This window comes from Hyphomicrobiales bacterium, from assembly GCA_030688605.1.
GTDB lineage: Bacteria > Pseudomonadota > Alphaproteobacteria > Rhizobiales > NORP267 > JAUYJB01.
In genome coordinates this window covers 71,478-93,544 of record JAUYJB010000034.1, presented here as the reverse complement: position 1 = coordinate 93,544, position 22,067 = coordinate 71,478, and the positions used below count along the sequence as shown (strand labels likewise).

At 66.4% G+C, this 22,067-nt stretch carries 20 protein-coding genes and 1 tRNA gene; 15 read left to right on the top strand and 6 right to left on the bottom strand.

Annotated features, from left to right (window positions below; all coding sequences use genetic code 11):
- The first annotated feature begins 15 nt into the window (after positions 1 to 15).
- From Q8P46_04360 to Q8P46_04345, 4 genes are all read left to right on the top strand, one after another.
- A complete protein-coding gene (locus Q8P46_04360) occupies positions 16 to 660 on the top strand; it encodes a dienelactone hydrolase family protein (protein ID MDP2619397.1) in 645 nt (214 codons plus the stop codon).
- Positions 657 to 1,340 (top strand): phosphoribosyltransferase, encoded by a 684-nt coding sequence (locus tag Q8P46_04355; protein MDP2619396.1) that lies wholly within the window; start codon positions 657 to 659, stop codon positions 1,338 to 1,340. The genes Q8P46_04360 and Q8P46_04355 overlap by 4 nt, the downstream gene beginning before the upstream one ends.
- Before the next feature lie 28 nt (positions 1,341 to 1,368).
- Positions 1,369 to 1,683 (top strand): GYD domain-containing protein, encoded by a 315-nt coding sequence (locus Q8P46_04350; protein MDP2619395.1) that lies wholly within the window; start codon positions 1,369 to 1,371, stop codon positions 1,681 to 1,683.
- 90 nt (positions 1,684 to 1,773) lie between these two features.
- Positions 1,774 to 2,241 carry a SagB/ThcOx family dehydrogenase gene (locus tag Q8P46_04345; GenBank protein ID MDP2619394.1) on the top strand — a complete coding sequence of 156 codons (468 nt, stop codon included), beginning with the start codon at positions 1,774 to 1,776 and terminating at the stop codon, positions 2,239 to 2,241.
- 200 nt (positions 2,242 to 2,441) lie between these two features.
- On the opposite strand, the gene Q8P46_04340 is transcribed toward Q8P46_04345, so the two are convergent.
- A tRNA-Ala gene (locus Q8P46_04340) sits at positions 2,442 to 2,517 on the bottom strand.
- 246 nt (positions 2,518 to 2,763) lie between these two features.
- Here Q8P46_04340 and Q8P46_04335 point away from each other — a divergent pair.
- Entirely contained in the window at positions 2,764 to 3,774 is a 1,011-nt protein-coding gene (locus Q8P46_04335; GenBank protein MDP2619393.1) for a TraB/GumN family protein, read from the top strand.
- Positions 3,775 to 3,793: 19 nt separating this feature from the next.
- Here the strand turns inward: Q8P46_04335 and Q8P46_04330 are convergent, their stop codons facing one another.
- Positions 3,794 to 4,222: a CBS domain-containing protein gene (locus Q8P46_04330; protein MDP2619392.1), complete on the bottom strand. Its 429-nt coding sequence runs from the start codon at positions 4,220 to 4,222 to the stop codon at positions 3,794 to 3,796.
- 255 nt (positions 4,223 to 4,477) lie between these two features.
- Here Q8P46_04330 and Q8P46_04325 point away from each other — a divergent pair, with 255 nt between their 5' ends.
- Positions 4,478 to 5,530: a MaoC family dehydratase gene (locus Q8P46_04325; GenBank protein MDP2619391.1), complete on the top strand. Its 1,053-nt coding sequence runs from the start codon at positions 4,478 to 4,480 to the stop codon at positions 5,528 to 5,530.
- A gap of 107 nt (positions 5,531 to 5,637) precedes the next feature.
- Here Q8P46_04325 and Q8P46_04320 read toward each other — a convergent pair whose 3' ends face one another.
- Together Q8P46_04320 and Q8P46_04315 are read right to left on the bottom strand one after the other, a co-directional pair.
- On the bottom strand, positions 5,638 to 6,174 hold the full coding sequence (locus Q8P46_04320; protein ID MDP2619390.1) for a GNAT family N-acetyltransferase: 537 nt from the start codon (positions 6,172 to 6,174) through the stop codon (positions 5,638 to 5,640).
- 6 nt (positions 6,175 to 6,180) lie between these two features.
- Positions 6,181 to 6,753 carry an XRE family transcriptional regulator gene (locus Q8P46_04315; GenBank protein MDP2619389.1) on the bottom strand — a complete coding sequence of 191 codons (573 nt, stop codon included), beginning with the start codon at positions 6,751 to 6,753 and terminating at the stop codon, positions 6,181 to 6,183.
- Positions 6,754 to 7,031: 278 nt separating this feature from the next.
- Between Q8P46_04315 and Q8P46_04310 the strand changes: the two genes are divergently transcribed.
- The 8 genes from Q8P46_04310 to Q8P46_04275 all read left to right on the top strand — a co-directional run bounded on the left by Q8P46_04310 (position 7,032) and on the right by Q8P46_04275 (position 14,681).
- Complete coding sequence (locus Q8P46_04310) at positions 7,032 to 8,168, top strand: sugar-transfer associated ATP-grasp domain-containing protein (GenBank protein MDP2619388.1); 1,137 nt, start codon at positions 7,032 to 7,034, stop codon at positions 8,166 to 8,168.
- Between the two features lie 19 nt (positions 8,169 to 8,187).
- Positions 8,188 to 9,744 (top strand): pyridoxal-dependent decarboxylase, encoded by a 1,557-nt coding sequence (locus tag Q8P46_04305; GenBank protein MDP2619387.1) that lies wholly within the window; start codon positions 8,188 to 8,190, stop codon positions 9,742 to 9,744.
- A gap of 167 nt (positions 9,745 to 9,911) precedes the next feature.
- Positions 9,912 to 10,313: a succinate dehydrogenase, cytochrome b556 subunit gene (sdhC, locus tag Q8P46_04300; protein ID MDP2619386.1), complete on the top strand. Its 402-nt coding sequence runs from the start codon at positions 9,912 to 9,914 to the stop codon at positions 10,311 to 10,313.
- A gap of 4 nt (positions 10,314 to 10,317) precedes the next feature.
- Entirely contained in the window at positions 10,318 to 10,698 is a 381-nt protein-coding gene (gene sdhD / locus Q8P46_04295; GenBank protein MDP2619385.1) for a succinate dehydrogenase, hydrophobic membrane anchor protein, read from the top strand.
- Between the two features lie 5 nt (positions 10,699 to 10,703).
- Positions 10,704 to 12,551: a succinate dehydrogenase flavoprotein subunit gene (sdhA, locus tag Q8P46_04290; protein ID MDP2619384.1), complete on the top strand. Its 1,848-nt coding sequence runs from the start codon at positions 10,704 to 10,706 to the stop codon at positions 12,549 to 12,551.
- A gap of 54 nt (positions 12,552 to 12,605) precedes the next feature.
- Entirely contained in the window at positions 12,606 to 12,926 is a 321-nt protein-coding gene (locus tag Q8P46_04285; GenBank protein ID MDP2619383.1) for a hypothetical protein, read from the top strand.
- Positions 12,927 to 12,957: 31 nt separating this feature from the next.
- Positions 12,958 to 13,884, top strand: a complete 927-nt coding sequence (locus Q8P46_04280) for an FkbM family methyltransferase (GenBank protein MDP2619382.1) — start codon at positions 12,958 to 12,960, stop codon at positions 13,882 to 13,884.
- 17 nt (positions 13,885 to 13,901) lie between these two features.
- The gene (locus Q8P46_04275) at positions 13,902 to 14,681 is read left to right on the top strand and encodes a succinate dehydrogenase iron-sulfur subunit (GenBank protein MDP2619381.1); all 780 of its coding nucleotides are present in this window, start codon (positions 13,902 to 13,904) and stop codon (positions 14,679 to 14,681) included.
- 1,012 nt (positions 14,682 to 15,693) lie between these two features.
- On the opposite strand, the gene Q8P46_04270 is transcribed toward Q8P46_04275, so the two are convergent.
- A complete protein-coding gene (locus Q8P46_04270) occupies positions 15,694 to 16,704 on the bottom strand; it encodes a DUF4424 domain-containing protein (protein MDP2619380.1) in 1,011 nt (336 codons plus the stop codon).
- 80 nt (positions 16,705 to 16,784) lie between these two features.
- On the bottom strand, positions 16,785 to 19,067 hold the full coding sequence (locus Q8P46_04265) for an NADP-dependent malic enzyme (GenBank protein MDP2619379.1): 2,283 nt from the start codon (positions 19,065 to 19,067) through the stop codon (positions 16,785 to 16,787).
- A 315-nt stretch (positions 19,068 to 19,382) separates the two neighbouring features.
- Here Q8P46_04265 and mutS point away from each other — a divergent pair, with 315 nt between their 5' ends.
- Positions 19,383 to 22,064 (top strand): DNA mismatch repair protein MutS, encoded by a 2,682-nt coding sequence (gene mutS, locus Q8P46_04260; GenBank protein ID MDP2619378.1) that lies wholly within the window; start codon positions 19,383 to 19,385, stop codon positions 22,062 to 22,064.
- The last annotated feature ends 3 nt before the right edge of the window (positions 22,065 to 22,067 follow it).

The window sequence follows — 22,067 nt, the reverse complement described above, 5'->3', positions numbered from 1 at the left end:
AATAACGGCAAGCCGATGAAGGAAGACGCCCGCAGCGTCCATATCGGGCCGAGAAGGCTCGAGGGACTTCTGACGGTGCCCGACGGCGCACAGGAGCTGGTCATTTTCGCCCATGGCAGCGGATCGAGCCGGCTCAGCCCGCGCAACGCCCATGTCGCCGAAGCGCTGAACGGGCGGGGTCTGGCCACGCTCCTGTTCGATCTCCTGACCGAGGCGGAAGCCAAGGACCGGGTCAACGTGTTCGACATCCCGCTCCTTGGCGGGCGGGTGATGGAGGCCGTGCGCTGGGCTGAGGCGGACGAGGACACCGCGGCGCTCGCGATCAGCCTGTTCGGCGCCAGCACCGGTACCGCTGCGGCGTTGGTGGCGGCCGCCGAGATGCCTGATTCCGTCTTAGCGGTGGTCTCGCGCGGTGGCCGGCCCGACCTTGCCGAAGCCGTACTCGACCAGGTACGCGCGCCGACCCTGCTGATTGTCGGGGGCGCTGATTACATCGTCATCGAACTCAACAAGAAGGCGCTCAACCTCCTCACCTGCGAGAAGCGGCTGGATGTCGTTCCTGGCGCCACGCACCTCTTCGAGGAGCCGGGGACCCTCGACCAGGTCGTCGAGGCGGCGGCCGACTGGTTTGAGGTGCACCTTCGGAAAGAGAAGTCATGAACGAGTTTCATATTTTCGCCGACCGCGTCGAAGCGGGCCGCAGCCTGGCTGCGAAGCTGGTCGAAAAGAAGTACGAGAAGCCTGTCGTGCTGGCACTTCCTCGCGGCGGCGTGCCGGTGGCGGCCGAGGTGGCGAAAGCGCTCGGCGCGCCGCTCGACATTGTCCTCGTGCGCAAGATCGGCGTGCCTTACCAGCCGGAGCTCGCCGTCGCCGCCGTCGTCGACGGCGATCATCCCGAGCTCGTCATCAACGAGGACGTGCAGCGGCTTGCCCATGTGAGCAACGAGGAAATCGAGCGGGCCAAGGCAAGGGAGCTGGCCGAGATCGAGCGCCGCCGCGCGCTCTATCTGCAGGGCCGCGCGCGAGTGCCGATTTCGGGCGCAACGGTCATCGTCATCGATGACGGGATCGCCACCGGGGCCACGGTTCGCGCCGCGCTCAAGGCGTTGCGCCGCGGCAAGCCGAAGAAGCTGGTGCTGGCCGTCGCCGTCGCGCCGCCCGACACAGTCGCAAAGCTGCGCCCCGAGGTCGACGAGATCGTCTGTCTCGAAACGCCAGAGCCGTTCTATGCGATCGGACTCTATTACCGCGACTTCGGACAGGTGAGCGATCAACAGGTCGTCGCCTTGCTGGCCGAGGCGGCCGGACCGACGAAAGAGGCGGCGAGCCCCACGTTGTAGCTTGGTACGCAACGACGGGAGAAATGCCATGCAGACCTTCCTCATGCTGACCCGGCTGGAAGCCGGTGCGGCCACATCACCGAAGACGCTTGAGGAGCTCGAGCGCAAGGCGATGGATGCCATCCGGGCGAACTGCCCTAAGGTCGAGTGGCAAGCCAGCTATGCCGTGCTCGGCCCTTACGACTATGTCGATATCTTCAAAGCGCCGGACATTGAGACGGCGACGCGGGTATCGGCTTTGATCCGCACCTTCGGTCACGCCCGGACGGAGATTTGGGGTGCGACCGAATGGGACCGGTTCAAGCAGGTGGTGCGTGACCTGCCCGCCGCGGCCAATTCGTAAGCTGAGGCCGCTCGGTCCGGGAATTCGAAGATCGACCGATAAACGAGGCCGAACTCGGCCAACTTCTCTGGGCGCCCCGGGGCGTGAGCGATCCGGACGGCCTGCGCACCGCCCCCTCCGGCGGCTGCGCTTTATTCGCTTCATCTTTACGCGATCGTGAGCGGCTCCGACGGCCTTCATGCGGGGATCTATCGCTATCTCGCACATCACCACGGCCTGGAGACGGTTGCAGACAGCTGTTTCCGGGCCCAAATCGCAGCCGCGGCGTTCGACCAAGCGTGGACGGCCGGGAGCGCCGTGATTTTCGTCGTCGCTGCCGCCCATCGCCGAACCATGTCGAAATATGGCGAGCGCTGCAGGTGTCATTTGGCCATAGAGGCGGGGCACGCGGCACAGAACATCTTTCCGCAGGCCCTTTCCCTCGACCTTTGCGCGACGCAGGTCGGTGCTTTCAGCGACGACGCCGTTGCCGCAAGTCAGCTCAGGCGGAGAGACCATCTGCCCTTCGAGTGGTCAGCCCCGCGCCACCTGCTCGGATTTGGCAGTCCGGCGCGTTAGCGGCGCCAGCCTGCCCCTTGCATCCGGTAAACGTGTGGACACGAAAAAGGCCCGACAGAGACGAGTGCCTAAATTATGCGGAATCGGCCTCGAAACCGCGTCTCACGACCACATGATCCGGCGCGGAAACCTGCTAACTCGCGCAAATGACGGGCTTTTTCCAGGAGCGCCCCGGAGACGCCCGGAAACATGAGACTGGGTGGTGGAGCCAGGGGGAGTCGAACCCCCGACCTCTTGAATGCCATTCAAGCGCTCTCCCAACTGAGCTATGGCCCCATTCGAGGCGGGCGCGACGCCGTTTTAGGCGTGTCGTGCCGGCCGCCTTCTCGCTAACCAAAGATGGCTCGCCGGTCAATCCCGTTCAAGTCGCATAGCCGCTTTCCGCCGGGTCGCCTGGAACGGCTTCCGGTCCGGCGTGTCGGCCCGGATCGGAAAAGCTAAAAAAAAGTGCGACAGGGAAACACCTTAATTACCCTCTACCGCTATGTTGCGGCGATCAACCGCCGGCACAGAGGTTTATGGATGTCAAAGCTCACCATCGCACAGCATGCGCTCTTCGCCGTGCTGTTGTTGCTGTTCGTCGTCACCGATTCCGCCGCCGCACCCGCCTGCGGCGGCATCGACCTCGTCGCCCGGATGAGGCAGGAGGCGCCGCAAAGCTATGCAAGGCTGCAATCGGAGGCGGCGACCATCGCCAATGGCCAGGGGCTCTTGTGGCGGGTGGAAAAGGCCGGCGCCCAGCCATCCTATCTCTTCGGCACCATCCACATCACCGATGAGCGGGTCACCAAGCTGGCGCCGCCGGTGCGCGCGGCGCTGGAGGCAGCCGGCAGCGTCGCGGTTGAATCGGTCGAGGCGCTCGACAGGGTGGCCATGCAGGAGAATCTGCAGACCTATAAGCCGCTGATGTTCTTCCAAGACGGCCGCAGCCTCGCCCAGCATCTGAGCGAAGACCGGCGCGCGGCGCTCGACGAGGCGCTCAAATCGCTCGGCGGCAAGATCGAGGCACTGGGCGCGGCGAAACCCTGGGTGGTGGCCGCGACGCTCGCCGCCCCGCCCTGCGAGACCGCCCGCCAGGCGGAGCTGCCCGTGGTCGACCAGATCGTCGCCGATCGGGCCGAACAGGCCGGCCTCCCCCTCGTCAGCCTGGAGAGTGTCGAGGAGCAGCTTTCCGCCTTCGACGCGATCCCGCTCGACCTGCAGGCCGAATATCTGATCGCCTCCGTACGCCTGTTCCCGCGGCTGGAGGATCTGTACTCGACCATGACGGAACTCTATGTGCAGCGCCGCATCGCGTCGATCGAGGCGCTGTCGCGCATCCTCAGCGAACAGGCCGGCATCTCCGAGGTCGGCTATGACGCCTTCAATGATAGCCTTGTCGAACGGCGCAACGCGGTGATACTCACCCGCGCCCTGCCGCTCATCGACAAGGGCAACGCCTTCATCGCCGTCGGCGCCCTGCATCTCATCGACGACAAGGGGCTCGTCGCGCTATTGCGCGAAAAGGGCTACAAGGTCACGCGCGTCTATTAGCCTGCCCGCGGCCCGCCGCTCAGCGGTGGATGTAGTGCTCGAGCTGCTCGATCACGAATTGCTGGTCGGCGATGACCGCCTTGACCAGATCGCCGATGGAAACGATGCCGGCGAGCCGGCCCTTCTCGAGCACCGGCAGATGGCGCACCCGCTTGTCGCTCATCACCGCCATGCATTGCTCGATGGTCTCGTCGGGCTCGGCGCAGATCACCCGCGTCTCCATGATGTCGCCGACGCGCGTCGTCGGTGACGCCTTGCCCCGGAGGAACACGTTGCGGGCATAGCTGCGCTCGGTGAAGATGCCCACCGGCAAGTCGTCCTTGACGATCACCACCGCGCCGATATTCTTGTCGGCCATCATCTTGATCGCGTCATACACCGAGCCGTCCGGCGAGATCGACCAGACCTCGCGACCCTTGGCGTCGAGCAATTGCTTCACCGTCGTCATTCCGCCTCTCCCTGTCTCCCCGCCGGCATGATAGCGCACCGGCCCGGCTTGCTGTATCGCTATCGCGCCTCGGGCTGCGGCACGATGCCAAGATTACGTATACGTCATCTACGGTCCCGGGCCTTTCCCGTCGGCGCGGCACGAAGCGCGTGCTTGCGACCATTTCTCGCCGTGACACAATGGCGCCGCCGGCCTATGGCCGGTTGTCGGTGCCACCAGCGCCCGGGAGCCCTCCAGGATCCCCAAGGAGCCCTCATGACCGTGAAGACCAGCCCCGGCAACTTCTTCGAGGATTTCTCCGTCGGCCAGGTGCTGCGCCACGCCACCCCGCGCACGCTGACCACCGGCGACGTGGCGCTCAATACCGCGCTTTACGGCAGCCGCTTCGCCGTACACTCCTCCGACATGTTCGCCCGCGCGCTGGGCTATCCGCGCGCGCCCATCGACGAGCTCCTGGTCTTTCACATGGTGTTCGGCAAGACGGTGGCCGACATCTCGCTCAACGCGGTCGCCAATCTCGGCTATGCGGAGTGCATCTTCCACGCCGCCGTCTATCCCGGCGACACGCTCAGCGCCGAAAGCGAGGTGATCGGCCTGCGCGAGGCCTCGAACGGCAAGGCGGGCATCGTCTATGTGCGCACCACCGGCCGCAACCAGGACGGCGACAAGGTGCTCGAATATGTACGTTGGGTGATGGTGCACAAGCGCGATCCCCGCGCCCCCGCGCCCGAGCCGGCGATCCCGCATCTGCACAAGGCCGTGGACGCCGATCAGCTCGGCGACGCGGTACCGTTCATCGACACCAAGGCCTACGACACCTGGGCCTCGGGCTCCGGCGACCTGTGGGGCGACTATGCGCCCGGCGAACGGATCGACCATGTCGACGGCATGACCGTGGAGGAGGCCGAGCACATGCTCGCAACCCGCCTCTACCAGAACACGGCGCGGGTCCATTTCAATCAATATGCGCAGGCAACCGACCGGTTCGGCCGCCGGCTGATCTACGGCGGCCATGTGATCAGCCTCGCCCGGGCGCTCTCCTTCAACGGGCTTGCCAACGCCTTCCACCTGGCGGCGATCAATGCCGGGCGCCATGTAGCGCCCCTGTTTGCCGGCGACACGGTGTTCGCCTGGTCCGAGATAGTCGATAAGCAGCCGCTGTCCGGCCGCGAGGATGTCGGCGCGCTTCGCGTGCGCACCTTCGCGACAAAGGACCTGCCCTGCGCCGACTTTCCCGGCCCGGTCAGCGACGGCCACGCCGAGGGCGTCATTCTCGACCTCGACTATTGGGTGCTGATGCCGCGCTAGGGTGCATGCTCATGGCCAGGAGTGCGGCCAGCCCGATGGCGAAGGCCGCAATCGCTGCTTGAATGGGACCGCCGGCGCCGCGAGAACCGGCGCGGGCGTCTGCATCCTTAAAAGGCTTTGTACATGATCGTGGTCGAATCGAGACGGTCTTCGATCGGGTCGCGGCAATATCCCGGAATGACGCCTGCCGTCTTGTAGCCCAAGGACGCATAGAGTGGCTCGGCCTTGTCGCCGGTGCGCGTGTCCAGCGTGATCAGGCTCCGCCCCATCCCACCTGCGCGCCGCTCAAGTTCGGCCATCAGCGCTCTAGCGATGCCCCGGCGGCGCAAATCGGGGTGGACCAGCAGCTTGGAGACCTCCGCCCGGTGAGGCTGGTTGGGCGGCGTGTCATAGTCCAGTTGAACCGATCCCGCGATCTTTCCGCCTTTCTGCGCGACCAACAGCACCCGCGCGCCGTCCCGCACCGCCGGCAGCACCTTGCCACGCCAGAAAGCCTCGCTGTCTTCTTCCGTAAACGGCAGCACGAAGTTGACGCTCGCCCCGGCATGAACGCAGGCATGCAGGAGCGCCCCAAGTTCCCGGGCACGGGCAGCGATGTCGTCCGCCGAGAAAATCGAGATGGTGGTTTGTGCGTCTCCGGTCATGCCGCCTCACACCATGAAGAGGACGTATCTGGCTCCGCACTGTTCGGGGGTCGCGAAAGCGCTGGGGCCAAAGAGCTGGTAGCGCAGGCAGTCGCCGGGCCGCAGATCATGGGTTTGCCCGTCGATTGTGAGTTCCAGTTGCCCTTCGATGAGGATGAGATGGTGTTCCAGACCCTGTCTTGGCGGACGGTCGTAGGCGATGCGCATGCCCGGATCGAGTTCGCACTCGAGGGCCTCGGCAGCCAAGGTCTGGCCGGGTGGGGACACGGAGCGCCGGCGGAAGCCGTTCTCTGGGTCCGTCCACACCGGTTGCGTGTCCCGGCGGACAAGCGGCGCAAAACCGTCTTCGACCATGTACATCAGCCGCGACATGGTCAGGCCATAGGCCGCGCATAGCTTGCCCAGCACGCTCGCTGTCGGGCTCACCTCTGCGTTCTCGATCCGGGACAGGGTGGCGCGGCTCACCTTGCTGCGCTTTGCAAGCTCGTCCAGCGACCAGCCGCGCTCGCCGCGCAGACTTCTGAGGCGCTGGGCAATCCGCCGCTCGATGGAGGCATAGTGCGACTTGGAATTTTCCATATCTGAGATACTGTCTCAAATACGGGATTTAATCAAGTCCGCCGAATGCCTGCATCGGGTCATGATGGGCCTGTCGGACCGCCGGAGTTGGACTCCGCCTCGCTGTCGGAATAACCGGCGCCCATGTTGATGGCCGACGTTGAAAGGCAGCCCGCGTAGGCGACCGGGCGGCGGTTTTCCAACGAATTGCGCGTGATCACCGCCCCCCGCACTCACCGTAAGTTAACGAATCTGGCCTATCCGATGAGGCCTGACCCGACGGGGCAGGAGGACCGCGGATGGAATCGCAAGAGACGCGCTTTGCGCGCGATGCCGAGAATTTCATTTCCCACCGGCAAACGCTCAACATCCAGCAATGCCTGACGGCGGCCCGCGCGCAGACCGGCAAGTCGTTCGGCGCTCAGGTCCGCGACATCATTCGCCTCGCGCGCGCCGACGGCAAGCTGCAGCCGGCCGACTACTACTATTTCCGCCTCTACGACGACGCCGCCTATCCCTTCGAGGAGAAGCGGCGCTTCCTTTCCGAGCGCGTCCACCCCGCCGTCATCGAGCGCTGCAGCGACCCGCAATGGCGAGTCCTCGCCGACGACAAGTTCCTGACCTACAGCCTGCTTGAATCCTGCGGCGCGCCGGTGCCGGAGACCCAGGCGGTCTATGCCGCGAACGGGCGCCGCTTCGGCCGCGTCCCGACCCTGTCGACGGCGGACGACCTTGCCGGATTCCTTACCGGCGCCGCCAGCTACCCGCTGTTCGCCAAGCCGCTTGCCGGGATCTTCAGCCTGGGCGCTTGCCGCATCGAGCGCCGCGAGGACGACACGCTGTGCCTTGCCGGCGGCGAGCGGGTGCCGGTCAACGCGTTCGCGGTCGAGCTCGACCGCGAGCAGGGCTATCTGTTGCAGACCGTGCTGCGTCCGCACGCGATGCTGCGCAAATACGCCGACGCCACCTCGACGGTTCGCATCATCCTTATCATCGACAATGGAGCGCCGGAAATCCTGCACACGATCTGGAAGATTCCCGGCGCCGGCAACATCGCCGACAATTTCTGGCGCAAGGGCAACATGCTGGCCGCGGTCGACAGCGACACCGGCACGATCCGGCGCGTGGTGCGCGGCGACGGCCCGGAGATGGAGGAAGTCGTGAACCATCCCGACAGCGGCGCGCCGCTGGTCGGCGAGACCCTTCCCGACTGGCGCCGGCTGATCGATCTGGTCACCGAAAACGCGCGCGTCTTCGCGCCGATCCGCTTCCAGTCCTGGGATGTCGCGCTGTGCGAGGAGGGGCCGGTGGTCGTCGAGGTCAATGCGGGCTCGGCCTTCAACCTGTCGCAGCTCGCCAAGGGCGAGGGGTTCCTGACCGACCGCTATTCCGACTTCCTCTTGTCTTGCGGCTATAAGCTCAAGACCCGGCATTGAGACCGGCGGCGGGCGTGCGATGAGTAGCGAAAGCCCGCGTGACTCCTGGCGGCGGCTGGCGGCCGTCTTGGGCGCCGCGGAGCGCCGCGACCCGCCCGAAAGCGCCGAAACCTGCCTCGACCCCGAGGATCCGGCGGTCTTCCGCGCGCTGGCCCACGACATGCTCGACGCGGCGCTCGACAGCCTCGAGACGCACCCCGCGCGCCCGGTCTGGACGCCCGTCCCGGCCGAGGTCCGGGCGGCGCTGCTGGGCCCGGTGCCGGTCGGGCCCGACGGCGAGGCGCGCGTCTGCGCCGACATTGTGCGCTCGATCCTGCCCTACCCGACCGGAAACACTCATCCCCGCTTCTTCGGCTGGGTGCACGGGGCGGGCACGCCCGTGGGCGTGGTCGCCGACATGGTCGCCGCCGCCATGAACGCCAATCTCGGCGGACGCGAGCACGCCGCCATTCATGTCGAGCGCCAGGTCATCGAGTGGTGCCGGTCGCTGTTCGGCTTCCCGGAAGGGGCGAGCGGGCTGTTGCTCAGTGGAACCTCGATGGCGACGCTGGTCGCACTCGCCGTCGCACGCCATCGGGCGACCGGCGGGGCGGTGAAACGCCACGGGCTCGCCTGCCAGCCGGCACCGCTGGTCGGCTATGGCTCGACCGAGGCGCATGGCAGCGTCACCAAGGCGTTCCAGTTGCTGGGGCTGGGCGGCGAGGCGCTGCGCGCCGTTCCGGTGGATGCGGCGTACCGGATGGACGTAGCGGCGCTCGCGCGCGAGATCGGGGTCGACCGGCGCGCCGGGCGCCAGCCCTTCTGCGTCGTTGCCAATGCCGGCACGGTGAATACCGGCGCGATCGACGACCTCCCCGCTCTCGCCGATCTGTGCGCTGCCGAGGGGCTGTGGCTGCATGTCGACGGCGCCTTCGGGGCGCTGGCGGCGCTCAGCGAGTCTTTGCGCCCGCGCCTTGCCGGGATCGAGCGGGCGGAGTCGCTTGCTTTCGATTTCCACAAATGGATGCACGTGCCCTATGACGCGGGCTGCGTGCTCGTGCGCGACGGGTGCGCGCACCGCGCCGCCTTCGCCACCCGCGCCGCCTACCTTGCCTCCACTTGCGAGGGACTGGCCGGCGGCGAGCCCTGGTTTTGCGATTACGGGCCCGAGCTGTCGCGCGGATTCCGCGCGCTCAAGGTCTGGGCGACCTTCCGCGCCTACGGCACGCGGCGGCTGGGCGACAGCATCGCCGCCAACTGCGCGCTCGCGGACTATCTGGCGGAGCGGGTCACCGCGCACCCCGTGCTAGAGCTCATGGCACCCGTGTCGCTCGCGATCGTCTGCCTGCGCTATATCGCGCCCGGTCTGGCCGGGGCCGCGCTGAACGCGCTCAACGCCGAGATCGTGACCGACCTGCAGAACAGCGGCGTCGCTGTTCCGTCCGTCACCACGCTTGGCGACGCCAAGGTAATCCGGGTCAACATCACCAACCACCGAACGCGCCGTGCCGACATGGACATCCTGCTCGACGAGATCGTCGCCACCGGCACACGGCTGGCGGAAATGAAGGCCGGAGGCCGCGCCATGACCGGGTGAGGGCGCGGTGGCAGAGCGCGCCCGGGGTCAGATCGCGTCCATGAGGGGCGCGACATGTTGACAAATCCGGCAATTGTCCGGTTGCTGCATCGCACTAACCGCGCTAAACCATTGCACGCTTGGGGCGGCATCAAGCCGTCGGATATGAGCGCGGAGTGCGGGCAGCAATGGCCCAGAACATACCTGTCGGAAGACCCCTTTCGCCGCATCTGCAGGTCTACAAGCTGATCTTCACCTTCCTGATGTCCGGTTTCCACCGCGTCACCGGCTTGATGCTCTATTTCGGCGTGCTGTTCGGCCTCTGGTGGCTGGTCTCGGCGGCGAGCGGGCCTGCCTATTTCAATTTCGTCAACGGCCTCGCCGGTTCGATCCTCGGCCGGGTGGTGCTGCTCGGCCTGACCTGGCTCCTCATCCACCACGGTCTTGGCGGGGTGCGCCATTTCATCTGGGACACCGGCAAGGGCCTCGACGAGCGCGGGCGCGAGCTTCTCGCCCGGCTGACGCTGATCGGCTCCTTGTCGCTGACCCTCATCGTCTGGATCATCGCCTATCTGGTGCGGGGAGGCTGAAGCCATGACCATGCGCACGCCGCTTTCCCGCGTGCGGGGCCTCGGTCCCGCCAATCACGGCACCGAGCATTTCTGGCGCCAGCGCCTGACCTCCCTGGCCAGCCTGGTGCTGAGCGTGTTCCTGATCGTCCTCTCCCTGTCACTGGTCGGCGAACCCTATGAGGTCGTCGTCGCCCGCCTCGGCTCGCCGTTTGTTGCCGTCCCCCTCATCGCCACCGTCATCGCCTTTGCCTATCACATGCAGATCGGCATGGAGGTGATCATCGACGACTATGTGTTCGGCGAGGCCCAGCGGATCACGGCGCTCATCGCCAACAATTTCTTCTGTATCGCGATCTCGCTGATCGGCGTCTTCGCCATTCTCAAGCTGAGTATTGGAGGCTAACCCACATGGGAGCCAATGGCAGCGGGACGCGCGCTTCCGGCGCGGCTGCGCCGAAACTGGGCGGCCAGGCCTATCCGTTGATTGACCATAGTTTCGACGTCGTCGTGGTCGGCGCCGGCGGCGCCGGGCTCAGGGCGACACTAGGCACCAGCCAGGCCGGCCTGAGGACCGCGTGCATCACCAAGGTGTTCCCCACCCGCAGCCACACCTTCGCCGCCCAGGGCGGCATTTCGGCTGCCCTCGGCAATATGGGCGAGGACGACTGGAGATGGCACATGTTCGACACCGTCAAGGGCTCCGATTGGCTCGGCGACCAGGACGCCATCGAATATCTGTGCCGCAACGCGGCGTCTGCCGTCTACGAGCTCGAACATTTCGGCGTGCCCTTCTCGCGCACCGAGGACGGGCGCATCTATCAGCGCCCCTTCGGTGGCATGACCACCCATTTCGGCAAGGGGACGGCGCAGCGCACCTGTGCCGCGGCCGACCGCACCGGCCACGCCATCCTGCACACGCTCTACGGGCAGAGCCTGCTCCACGGCGCCGAGTTCTTCGTCGAATATTTCGCCATCGACCTGATCATGGACGAAGACGGCGCCTGCCGCGGCCTGGTGGCGCTCAACATGGACGACGGCTCGCTGCACCGCTTCCGCGCCCACAAGGTGATCCTCGCCACCGGCGGCTATGGCCGCGCCTATTTCTCGTGCACCTCGGCGCATATCTGCACCGGCGACGGCAACGCGATGGTTCTGCGCGCCGGCCTGCCGCTGCAGGACATGGAGTTCATCCAGTTCCACCCCACCGGCATCTACGGCGCCGGCTGCCTGATCACCGAGGGGGTGCGCGGCGAGGGCGGCTATCTGACCAATTCGGAAGGCGAGCGCTTCATGGAGCGCTATGCGCCCTCGGCCAAGGATCTCGCCTCCCGCGACGTCGTTTCCCGCGCCATGACGATCGAGATCCGCGAGGGCCGCGGCGTCGGCCGCGACAAGGACTACATCCATCTTCACCTTGAGCATCTCGACCCGGCGATCGTGGCCGAGCGGCTGCCGGGCATATCGGAATCGGCGAAGATCTTCGCCGGCGTCGACGTCACCCGCGAGCCGATCCCGGTGCTGCCGACGGCGCATTACAATATGGGGGGCATCCCGACCAGCTATTGGGGCGAGGCGCTGACCAAGGTCGGCGGCGACGCCGACCGTGTGGTGCCGGGCCTCATGGCCATCGGCGAGGCGGCCAGCGTCTCCGTGCACGGCGCCAACCGCCTCGGCTCCAACTCGCTCACCGACCTCGTCGTCTTCGGCCGCGCCGCCGCCCAGCGCTGCATCGAGACGGTGGAGGCAGGCAGCCCGCACGCCGAGCTGCCGGCGGATGCCGGCGATCTTGCGGTTGCCCGCCTCGACCGGTTCCGCCATGCCGACGGCGACACGCCGACCGCTGAGCTGCGGCTGAGGATGCAAAAGACCATGCAGTCGAACTGCGCCGTGTTCCGCACCGGCGAGGTGCTGGAGGAGGGGTTGAAGCTGATCCACGACGTGTGGGCGGCGACCGCCGACATCAAGGTCACAGACCGCTCGCTGATCTGGAACTCCGACCTCATCGAGACGCTGGAATACGACAATCTGATTGCCCAGGCCGTTGTCTCCATGGAGGGCGCGGCGCATCGCACCGAAAGCCGCGGCGCCCATGCGCGCGAGGATTTCCCCGACCGCGACGACGAGAACTGGATGAAGCACACGCTCACCTTCGCCGACACCGACAAGCGCGCCGTGCGCCTCGACGACCGGCCGGTGCACGCCTTCACCCTTTCCAACGACGTCGACTATATCGAGCCGCGGGCGCGGGTTTATTAGCGGGGAACGGAAGATGGGATTTTTCAGGCAAACGTTTTTGGGAGGAAGAACAAAATGACCCGGCGATTTTGCAGGGTTTCGGCGATCCTGATCGCCTGTGCCGGTCTTGCCGCCCCGGCGCTCGCGACCCAGGAGCATCTCGATACGCTGGAGCGAGAATGCGGGCCGCAGCTTGGCTTTTCCGCCAGCGGCTGCAAGTGCATTTCCAACACCGCGGCGGTCGAGCTCAACGACACCCAGCAGGCCTTCGTCGCCGCCCAGGTGACCAAGAACCAGGCCGAGATCGCCCGCATCCAGGGCGCGATGACCATGGACGAGATGATGCAGGCGGCCAATTTCATGACGACGGCGCCCTCGCGCTGCGCCGGCCGGTAGCCGCAGTGGGTCGACGGGTCGGGGAACTTCGGTGGCCGCTATATCCGACAGCTACATATCGAACCGCCGGGAAGGTGCCGCGGCAAGGCTTCCCGCTGCCGCGGCGGACGTCGACGATGAGTCGTCCTTCGGCTATTACGCGCCGGTGGGCGCCGCCCGGCTGCTGCTCTGGTGCACCCGCCACACGCCGCTTGGGCGCGGGCGCATGCGCAAATTCGCCGGTGCCCTGTTCCAGCGGCTTCATGCAGATCCGGTCGATGTCGAGCGCTGGGGCGCGCCGCTCAGGCTTTATCCGGCCGGCAATGTCAGTGAACGTAAGGCGCTGTTCAGGCCGGATCGCTTCAACCGGCGGGAATTCGCCTTCCTTGCGGATCTGTTCCGTGAAGCGCCCGGGGTCTTCGTCGACATCGGCGCCAATGTCGGGCTGTTCAGCCTGTTCCTCGCCGGCGAGGCGGCCGCCGGCACGACCATCGTTTCGATCGAGCCGCACCCGTCCTTGTTCCGCCGCATGGCGTATAATTTCCGCGGCCTCGACGGGGCCCGGCGCGGTATCGACATTCGCGCCGTCGAAGTCGCCCTCGGGGACGGAGCGGGCAGGGCTTATTTGCGGCCCGACGCCGACGATCTCGGCGCGAGCGCGATCGCAACGGCCTGCATCGAAGACGCGATCGCCGTCGCCATGACCACGCTCCGGCTCCTGATCGAGGATGAGCGGCTTGATGCGATTCGCGCCGTCAAGATCGATGTCGAAGGCTATGAGGACCGCGTCCTCGGACCGTTCTTCCGCGAGGCGCCGGAACGGCTGTGGCCGGAGGCTCTGGTCGTCGAGCACCTCAGCCGCGATCGTTGGGACTTCGATTGCATCGGCGAATGCGAGGCGCGCGGCTATACGCAGAACTTCCGCACCCGCGGCAACACGGGTTTGACGCGGGCGCCGGCCGGCGCCCGGTCGCTCTGACGATACGGGATTGAAGAATGGTCCAGTTCACGCTTCCCAAGAACTCCAGGGTCAAGAAGGGCAAGGTCTGGCCGAAGCCGGAAGGCGCGGGCAGGCTGCGCGAGTTCCGCATCTATCGCTGGGATCCCGATCAAGGCGGCAATCCCCGGCTCGACACCTACTTTGTCGACACCGAGGATTGCGGGCCGATGGTTCTCGACGCCATCATCTGGATCAAGAACAAGGTCGACCCGACGCTCACCTTCCGCCGCTCCTGCCGCGAGGGCATCTGCGGCTCCTGCGCCATGAACATCGACGGCCTCAACACGCTGGCCTGCACCCGCGAGTTCGGCGACATCAAGGGGCCGGTGAAGATCTATCCCCTGCCGCACATGGCCGTGGTCAAGGACCTGGTGCCGGATTTGAGCGGCTTCTACGCCCAGTACCGCGACATCGAGCCGTGGCTCAAGACCACGACGCCGGAGCCGGAGCGGGAGTGGCCGCAGGCGCGCGCCGACCGCGAGAAGCTCGACGGGCTGTACGAGTGCATCCTGTGCGCCTGCTGCTCGACCTCGTGTCCGAGCTACTGGTGGAACGGCGACCGCTATCTCGGCCCGGCGATCCTGCTGCAGGCCTATCGCTGGCTGATCGACAGCCGCGACGAGGCCACCGGCGAGCGCCTCGACCAGCTCGACGACCCGTTCCGGCTGTATCGCTGCCACACCATCCTCAATTGCGCCCAGGCCTGCCCCAAGGGCCTCAACCCGGCCCTCGCCATCGCCGAAATCAAGAAGATGATGCTCCAACGCTCGGTCTAGCCGATCCGTCGCCCGCCTTGCCTCAACCCGTCCTTCCCGAGACATCGGCAACCCATTGGCCTTGGTTGGGGCGGACTCGGTCGATCATTCTCTCAGGACTAAGCAAGAGGCGATGCCAATGGGTCCCCGACTGCTCGGGGACGACGCTTTGGTGGGTGGCATGGCCTTAAACAACCCTCATTCGTCATGCCCCGGCTTGACCGGGTGACCCAGTAGCCTCGGAGTTCAGTCATTGACGCTGGGGGTTACTGGGTCCCGGCTCTCCGCTTCGCTGCGGCCGGGATGACAACAAGAGGCAGGGAGCGCCGGTAGGGCGCGACCAGGAAGAAGAAATGGCAAAACCCGAGTCTGATTGGATCGCGGCAACGGCGAAGCTTGCCCTTGGTTCAGGGGCGGCTTTCGTTTGCTCTTTGACAGTGTGGTCGTGTGGCAGGGTCGCTGCCCAATCCGTCTTTCCGGCGCATACCGGAATCCAGGAAAAGGGCGGCAGTCCCTTGCCGACGCTGCTACTGGACCCCGGCCTTCGCCGGGGTGACGAGCGTGCGTGGGGCGAAGCCACGACAGGGACCAAACGAGCCGCGTCTCGAAGGATGCGGCCAAAGAAACCATCCCCCTCCCCCTTGACGGGCTATCGGATTCACACATCTTTTGACCTCAATGATTCCAATAACTTATCTGCCCTACCTTAGGAGAAACGGTCAGTATCCGGTGCCTTCGCATTTGTTGGAAAGACTCGCTTTTTCGAAATGGCTTGGGGGGCTCACTTGAGATGTGTGCATACGATAACCCCTTGACGGGGGAGGGATGCGAAGGGTTGGCGAGTGCGAAGCACGAGCTTACCCGAACCTGGGTGGGGGTGTGCCAGCGCCGCATGGATTGCCCCCCGGGTCTTGCTTCGCGAGCCCGAGAACAAGTTTTGCCGATTCCGAGGGCAGTCTTGTCAAGGCCCGCGATGACCAGGGAAGGCAACGGAGCCTCGCCGGCGCCCGAGCCCCCGGATACGGATATCGCCCTATTCCACGAACAGGACCTTGAGGTCCTGGTCGGGCCAATAGTCTTCCGCCCGCCACTCGAACGTGGACGGCCCGGTCTTCTTGATCCCGTCGCGGCACAGCGAGACGAGGCTTTCGGGCGTTCCCTTGTCGACGGTAAGCCGGAAGTCGTCGATGGTGCCGGCCCAGTTGGCACCGGTGGTCAGGATATAGGAAACCCAGTGGATGGTCGGATAGGTGTCGCCCATGGCCCTTGCCTTCCGCACCGCCGCCTGGGCGAAGGACGGCTCGATGCAGAATTGGCGCGCCTGCGCGGGCTCGGTGAAGAACTCCTCGTACCACACCGAGGCGCCGGCGACCGGCGCATAGCTATGCTCGATGCGCACCGGCCGGCCCGGCGGGAAGGTCTGCCGCCAGTAGAAGACGACTCCATAGCGCCACAGCGGCTGGGCATAATCGCCGTCGACGATGACCAGTCCGTCCTCGACGAGCTCCTTCTGGGTTGTTTCCGGCAGGGCGAGGATCTGCTGCCAGACGCCGTCGGCCATCGGGTTGAGCGGCAGCCCGGCGCGGTTGAGCGTGTCGCTGACGTCGAGGCCGAACAGGCTCGCCCGCTCCGCCACCTCGGGCTGCACCGAAACGCCGTCGACGCTGACCGTGAAGTCGACGAAATTGACCGGGTCGGCCGAAATTATGCCGACATCCCCGTCGCCGAGCTCGGCCATGTCGATTTCCGGCAAAGGAAAGGCGACAAGCACCGTCTGCGGCTGATCGGAGAGGTTGCGGAATACGTAGGAGACGCGGATCTGCCGCCGCGAGACATGGAGGTCTTCCGCCTCGATGCGGATGTCGGCATTGTGGGTGAGCCTCAGCCCGCCGGCGGCAAGCTCGGCGGAGGAATCATTGGCGCGCGCGGGTGTGCCCGGCGCCAGCGCCAGCCCCGCGGCGAGCATCGCCGCTGCCGTCGCCGCGCCTATTCGGCGGTGCCGGGATGGGAAGCGCGAAAATGCCACGCCTCCGCCCTTGCCCATGATGTCCTCCTCGTGTCGCCCCTGGGGCCTTCCCCTGCGCGCCTGCCGCGAAACGGGCGGATCGCCTCCGAACCGGAGCCTCACCCGCTCAGATCAAAGGAGGCAAGGGCCGCCATGTTGACGATGTCGGTATCCTTGGCTCCCAAGGTCACGATCTGCACCGGCTTGTCGAGGCCGACGAGCAGCGGTCCGATGACGGTCGATCCGCCCAGCACCCGCATCATCTTGGTCGAAATCGAGGCGGAGTGGAAGGCCGGCATGATCAGCACGTTGGCCGGGCCCGACAGGCGGCAGAAGGGATAGGCCGCCATGACCTCGGTGTCCAGCGCCACGTCGGCGGCCATCTCGCCGTCATACTCGAAATCGACATGGCGCGAGTCGAGGATCTTGACGGCTTGGCGCACATGCTCGGAGCGCTCGCCTTCCGGATAGCCGAAGGTAGAGTAGGCGAGCATGGCGACGCGCGGCTCGTAGCCGAGCCTCCGGGCGACGCCGGCCGCTTCCTGGGCGATCTCGGCAAGCTCGCTCGCCGTCGGCATGTCGTGCACGACGGTGTCGGCGACGACGACCGTGCGTCCGCGGGTGATCACGATGGAAAGCCCGATCACCCGGTGCCCGGGCTTGGGGTCGATCACCTTGCGGACGTCCTTCAGCACCGCGGCGTAGGCGCGGGTCACGCCCGTGACCATGGCGTCGGCGTCGCCGGTCGCCACCATGCAGGCGCCGAAATAGTTGCGGTCGGTATTGACCAGCCGCTGGCAGTCGCGGAACAGATAGCCCTTCCGCTGCAGCCGCGTGTAGAGGAATTCGGCATAGTCGCGGTTGCGTTTGGAAAGCCGCGCGTTCTGAATCTCGACATCCTCGCGCGGCTCAAGTCCGAGCGCGGCGATGGTTTCGCGGATCGGTTCGTCGCGGCCAACCAGCACCGGCGTGCCCAGGCCGCTCGAAGCGAAGGTGTAGGCGGCGCGGATCACCTGCTCCTCCTCGCCTTCCGCGAACACCACCCGCTTCGGCGCCCGCCGGGCCTTGGTGAAAATGGTCTGCAAGGAGCCTGCGATCGGATCGAGCCGGGCGGAAAGCTGGTTCTTGTAGGCGTCGAAATCCGCGATTGGCTGGCGCGCCACGCCGCTTTCCATGGCCGCCTTGGCGATGGCCGGCGGCACATATCGGATCAGGCGCGGATCGAACGGCATCGGGATGATATAGTCGCGCCCGTAGCGCGGCCGGTTGCCCTCATAGGCGGCGGCCACTTCGTCGGGCACGTCCTCGCGCGCCAGTTGCGCCAGCGCGTGGGCCGCCGCGATCTTCATCTCCATGTTGATCGTGGTGGCACGGACATCGAGCGCGCCGCGGAACAGATAGGGAAAGCCGAGGATATTGTTGATCTGGTTCGGATAGTCCGAACGGCCGGTGGCCATGATCGCGTCGTCGCGGACCAGGGCCACCTCCTCCGGCGTGATCTCGGGGTCGGGGTTGGCCATCGCGAAGATGATCGGCTTGTCGGCCATGCTCCGCACCATGTCGGCGTCGATGGCACCTTCGACCGACAGGCCGAAGAAGACGTCCGCCCCCTTCATGGCCTCGGCGAGCGTGCGCGCCTTGGTGTCGGCGGCGAGCGCCTCCTTCCATTTGTTCATGCGCTCCTTACGGCCCTTGTAGATCGGCCCCTTGGTGTCGCAGAGAACGATGTTCTCGCCCGGAAAGCCCATCGCCTTGATCAGCTCTAGGCAGGCGATGCCGGCAGCGCCCGCGCCGTTGCAGACGAGCTTGGCCGATTTCATGTCGCGACCGGTCAGGTCGAGCGCGTTCATAAGCCCCGCCGCGACGATGATCGCCGTGCCGTGCTGGTCGTCGTGGAACACCGGAATGTCCAAAAGCGCGTGCAGCCTCTCCTCGATGACGAAGCAATCCGGCGCCTTGATGTCCTCCAGATTGATGCCGCCGAAGGCTGGCGCCAGATAGCGCACGCAATTGACGAAGGCGTCGACATCCTCGGTATCGACCTCCAGGTCGATGGCATTGATGTCGGCGAAGCGTTTGAACAGAGCCGACTTGCCCTCCATCACCGGCTTGGCGGCGAGCGCCCCGAGATTTCCGAGGCCCAGGATCGCCGTGCCGTTGGTGACCACGGCGACCATGTTTCCCTTGATCGTGTAGTCGAAGGCCAGCGTCGGGTCCTCGGCGATCGCCCGCACCGGCACCGCCACGCCGGGCGAATAGGCGAGGGAGAGGTCGCGCTGGGTCGCCATCGGCTTGGTCGGCATGATCTCCAGCTTGCCCGGCTTGCCGCCGCTGTGAAATTGAAGTGCGTCCTGGTCTGTGAAGTGCAGCCTCTTGCCGGGCAGCTTGAACTCCGTTGCCATGATTGCCTCTCGTGATAACCCGTGCTGCGGGCGCCGTGGCGCCCGGGACGGATGGTGAAATTTTGAGTGTGTACGGGGAACCGGCTGCGGGCGCAACCGGACGTGGCGTCGCGGGGCAAGATCGCCTATTGCCAAGTGCGGTGATTGGCGCCGATGTTTTTGCTACCCTGACGGCGTCCGATCGTACAAAGGGGCCACTGATCGATGGATGAACCCGGCGTCAAGGCCGCCGAAAAGGCGGCGGCCGGCAGGGCGCGCTCCGATGCGCGGCCCGCAAGCGTCCGGCCGGCGCGCCACGCCGGACGTGCGACGCCGATGATCGCCCAATATATCGAGATCAAGGCGGCCAATCCGGACAGCCTCCTGTTCTATCGCATGGGCGATTTCTACGAGCTGTTCTTCGAGGACGCGGAAGTGGCGAGCCGCGCGCTCGGCATCACGCTGACCAGCCGCGGCCAGCACATGGGCCGCGACATCCCCATGTGCGGCGTGCCGGTCAAGGCGGCCGACGAATATCTGCAGCGGCTGATCCGCCTTGGCCACCGGGTCGCGGTGTGCGAGCAGCTCGAGGATCCGGCCGAGGCCCGGAAGCGGGGCGCAAAATCGGTCGTGCGCCGAAACGTCACCCGCCTCGTCACCGCCGGCACCTTGACCGAGGACACGCTGCTCGACGCCCGCCGCGCCAACTATCTGGCTGCGGTGGCGCGCGCCCATGGCGGCGAGGAATGGGCGCTCGCCTGGCTCGACATTTCAACCGGCGCGTTTCACCTCGCCAAGACCACGCAGGCGGCGCTCGATAGCGATCTCGCACGGCTCGATCCGAGCGAGCTGCTGCTCTCCAACGCGCTTTATGAGGACACGACGCTGAAGCCGGTATGGAGCGGGTTGCGGTGCGCGCTGACGCCGCTTTCCCGCGAAAGCTTCGAATCGACGACCGCCGAGCGCCGCCTGCGCGACTATTTCGGCGTCGCCGCCCTCGACGCCTTCGGCGCCTTCGAGCGGGCCGAGCTTGCCGCCGCCGGCGCCGTCATCGCCTATGTCGAGCTGACCCAGGCAGGCCAGCGCCCGACCATCTCGCCGCCGCGCCGCGAGCGGGAGGACGCCGTTCTGCAAATCGATCCGGCGACCAGGGCCAATCTGGAGCTTACCCGGACCGTTCGCGGCGAGGCCGAGGGAAGCCTCGTCGCCGCCATCGACCGTACGGTAACGGCGGCCGGCGCACGGGAATTGGCCGAACGCCTGTCGGGCCCGCTCACCGATCCGGCCGAGATCGACTCCCGGCTCGACGCGGTTGCGTTTTTCGTCGATGACGAGCGTTTGCGCGAGGATCTGCGTGCCAGGATGCGGGCTGCCCCCGATCTTGCCCGTGCCTTGTCGCGCCTGGCGCTCGGCCGCGGCGGCCCGCGCGACCTAGCCGCCATCCGCGACGGGCTTGCCACCGCGCGCGCCCTTGCCGGGCTCATCGGCCAAGCTGAAGGACTGGCCCCGCTGCCGGCCGAGATTTCCGCGGCGACCGCGGCCCTTGAAGCGCCCGACTTGGTCCTTGCCGAAGCACTCGCCGCGGCGCTGGGCGGGGAACTGCCGCTGATGGCCCGCGACGGCGGTTTCGTGCGCGCCGGCTACCGCGAGGATCTCGACGGGCAGCGCGCGTTGCGCGACGAGAGCCGCAAGGTGATCGCCGGCTTGCAGGCGCGCTATGTCGAAAAGACTGGCGTCAAGTCGCTCAAGGTGCGCCACAACAATGTGCTCGGCTATTTCGTCGACGTGACCCAGAACCACGGCGCAAGGCTCCTCGCTGCGCCCTTGAACGAGAGCTTCATCCATCGCCAGACGCTGGCCAGCGCCATGCGCTTTACCACCGTCGAACTCGGCGAACTGGAGGCCAAGATCGCCGCCGCCGGCGAGCGGGCGCTTGGCATCGAGCTCGAAATCTTCGAGGCGTTGCGCGAGAAGGTGCTGGCCGCGGCCGATGCCGTCAAGGCCGCCGCCGCGGCGCTCGCCCGCCTCGACGTGCATTCCGCCTTTGCCGAGCTTGCCGTTGCCGAGCGCCATGTGCGGCCCAGGATCGACCGCTCGCTCGCCTTCCGCATCGTCGCCGGCCGCCACCCGGTCGTCGAGCGGGCCTTGAAGCGCTCCGGCGAGACCTTCATCGCCAATGATTGCGACCTCGGCCCGGCCTCCTACGATGACACGGAGGAGGGCGTCGAACGGGGCCGCATCTGGCTCGTCACCGGCCCCAACATGGCCGGCAAGTCGACCTTCCTGCGCCAGAACGCGCTGATCGCCATCCTCGCCCAGACCGGCGCCTTCGTGCCGGCGGAATTAGCGCATATCGGCATCGTCGACCGCTTGTTCTCCCGCGTCGGCGCGGCCGACGATCTCGCCCGCGGCCGCTCCACCTTCATGGTCGAGATGGTCGAGACGGCGGCGATCCTGAACCAGGCCGGTCCGCGCTCGCTCGTCATCCTCGACGAGATCGGCCGCGGCACGGCGACGTTCGACGGCCTGTCGATCGCCTGGGGAACGGTCGAGCATCTGCACGAGGTCAATGTCGCGCGCACCCTCTTTGCCACCCATTTCCACGAGCTGACGAGCCTTGCCCAGCGTTTGAAGCGCATCGTAAACGCCACCATGAAGGTCAAGGAATGGGGCGGCGACGTGGTTTTTCTCCACGAGGTCGTGCCCGGAGCCGCCGACCGCTCCTACGGCATCCAGGTAGCCAAGCTCGCCGGCCTGCCGGCTTCGGTCGTCGCCCGCGCCAAGGAGGTGCTGGCCATGCTGGAAGAGGGCGAGGCGGCGCGCGCCGGCGCCCGGCTGATCGACGACCTGCCGCTGTTCAGCGCCGCCCGCGAACCCGTCGCCAGGCCCGATGGCCGCGCCCAGGCGGTTCTCGACCTGATCGCCGAGACCGTTCCCGACGAGCTTACCCCTCGCGAGGCGCTTGACCTTGTCTACCGGATCAAGCTCAAACTGGCGTCGGACGACGGAGCCGACTAGGCT

Coding starts and splice junctions, on each gene's coding strand:
- Q8P46_04320 (MDP2619390.1), bottom strand. CDS start 6,174: ATGACCGGAGACGCACAAACCACCATCTCGATTTTCTCGGCGGACGAC.
- Q8P46_04330 (MDP2619392.1), bottom strand. CDS start 4,222: ATGACGACGGTGAAGCAATTGCTCGACGCCAAGGGTCGCGAGGTCTGG.
- mutS (MDP2619378.1), top strand. CDS start 19,383: ATGATCGCCCAATATATCGAGATCAAGGCGGCCAATCCGGACAGCCTC.
- Q8P46_04360 (MDP2619397.1), top strand. CDS start 16: ATGAAGGAAGACGCCCGCAGCGTCCATATCGGGCCGAGAAGGCTCGAG.
- Q8P46_04310 (MDP2619388.1), top strand. CDS start 7,032: ATGGAATCGCAAGAGACGCGCTTTGCGCGCGATGCCGAGAATTTCATT.
- Q8P46_04335 (MDP2619393.1), top strand. CDS start 2,764: ATGTCAAAGCTCACCATCGCACAGCATGCGCTCTTCGCCGTGCTGTTG.
- Q8P46_04350 (MDP2619395.1), top strand. CDS start 1,369: ATGCAGACCTTCCTCATGCTGACCCGGCTGGAAGCCGGTGCGGCCACA.
- Q8P46_04355 (MDP2619396.1), top strand. CDS start 657: ATGAACGAGTTTCATATTTTCGCCGACCGCGTCGAAGCGGGCCGCAGC.
- Q8P46_04315 (MDP2619389.1), bottom strand. CDS start 6,753: ATGGAAAATTCCAAGTCGCACTATGCCTCCATCGAGCGGCGGATTGCC.
- Q8P46_04265 (MDP2619379.1), bottom strand. CDS start 19,067: ATGGCAACGGAGTTCAAGCTGCCCGGCAAGAGGCTGCACTTCACAGAC.
- Q8P46_04270 (MDP2619380.1), bottom strand. CDS start 16,704: ATGGGCAAGGGCGGAGGCGTGGCATTTTCGCGCTTCCCATCCCGGCAC.
- sdhC (MDP2619386.1), top strand. CDS start 9,912: ATGGCCCAGAACATACCTGTCGGAAGACCCCTTTCGCCGCATCTGCAG.
- sdhA (MDP2619384.1), top strand. CDS start 10,704: ATGGGAGCCAATGGCAGCGGGACGCGCGCTTCCGGCGCGGCTGCGCCG.
- Q8P46_04275 (MDP2619381.1), top strand. CDS start 13,902: ATGGTCCAGTTCACGCTTCCCAAGAACTCCAGGGTCAAGAAGGGCAAG.
- Q8P46_04285 (MDP2619383.1), top strand. CDS start 12,606: ATGACCCGGCGATTTTGCAGGGTTTCGGCGATCCTGATCGCCTGTGCC.
- sdhD (MDP2619385.1), top strand. CDS start 10,318: ATGACCATGCGCACGCCGCTTTCCCGCGTGCGGGGCCTCGGTCCCGCC.
- Q8P46_04305 (MDP2619387.1), top strand. CDS start 8,188: ATGAGTAGCGAAAGCCCGCGTGACTCCTGGCGGCGGCTGGCGGCCGTC.
- Q8P46_04325 (MDP2619391.1), top strand. CDS start 4,478: ATGACCGTGAAGACCAGCCCCGGCAACTTCTTCGAGGATTTCTCCGTC.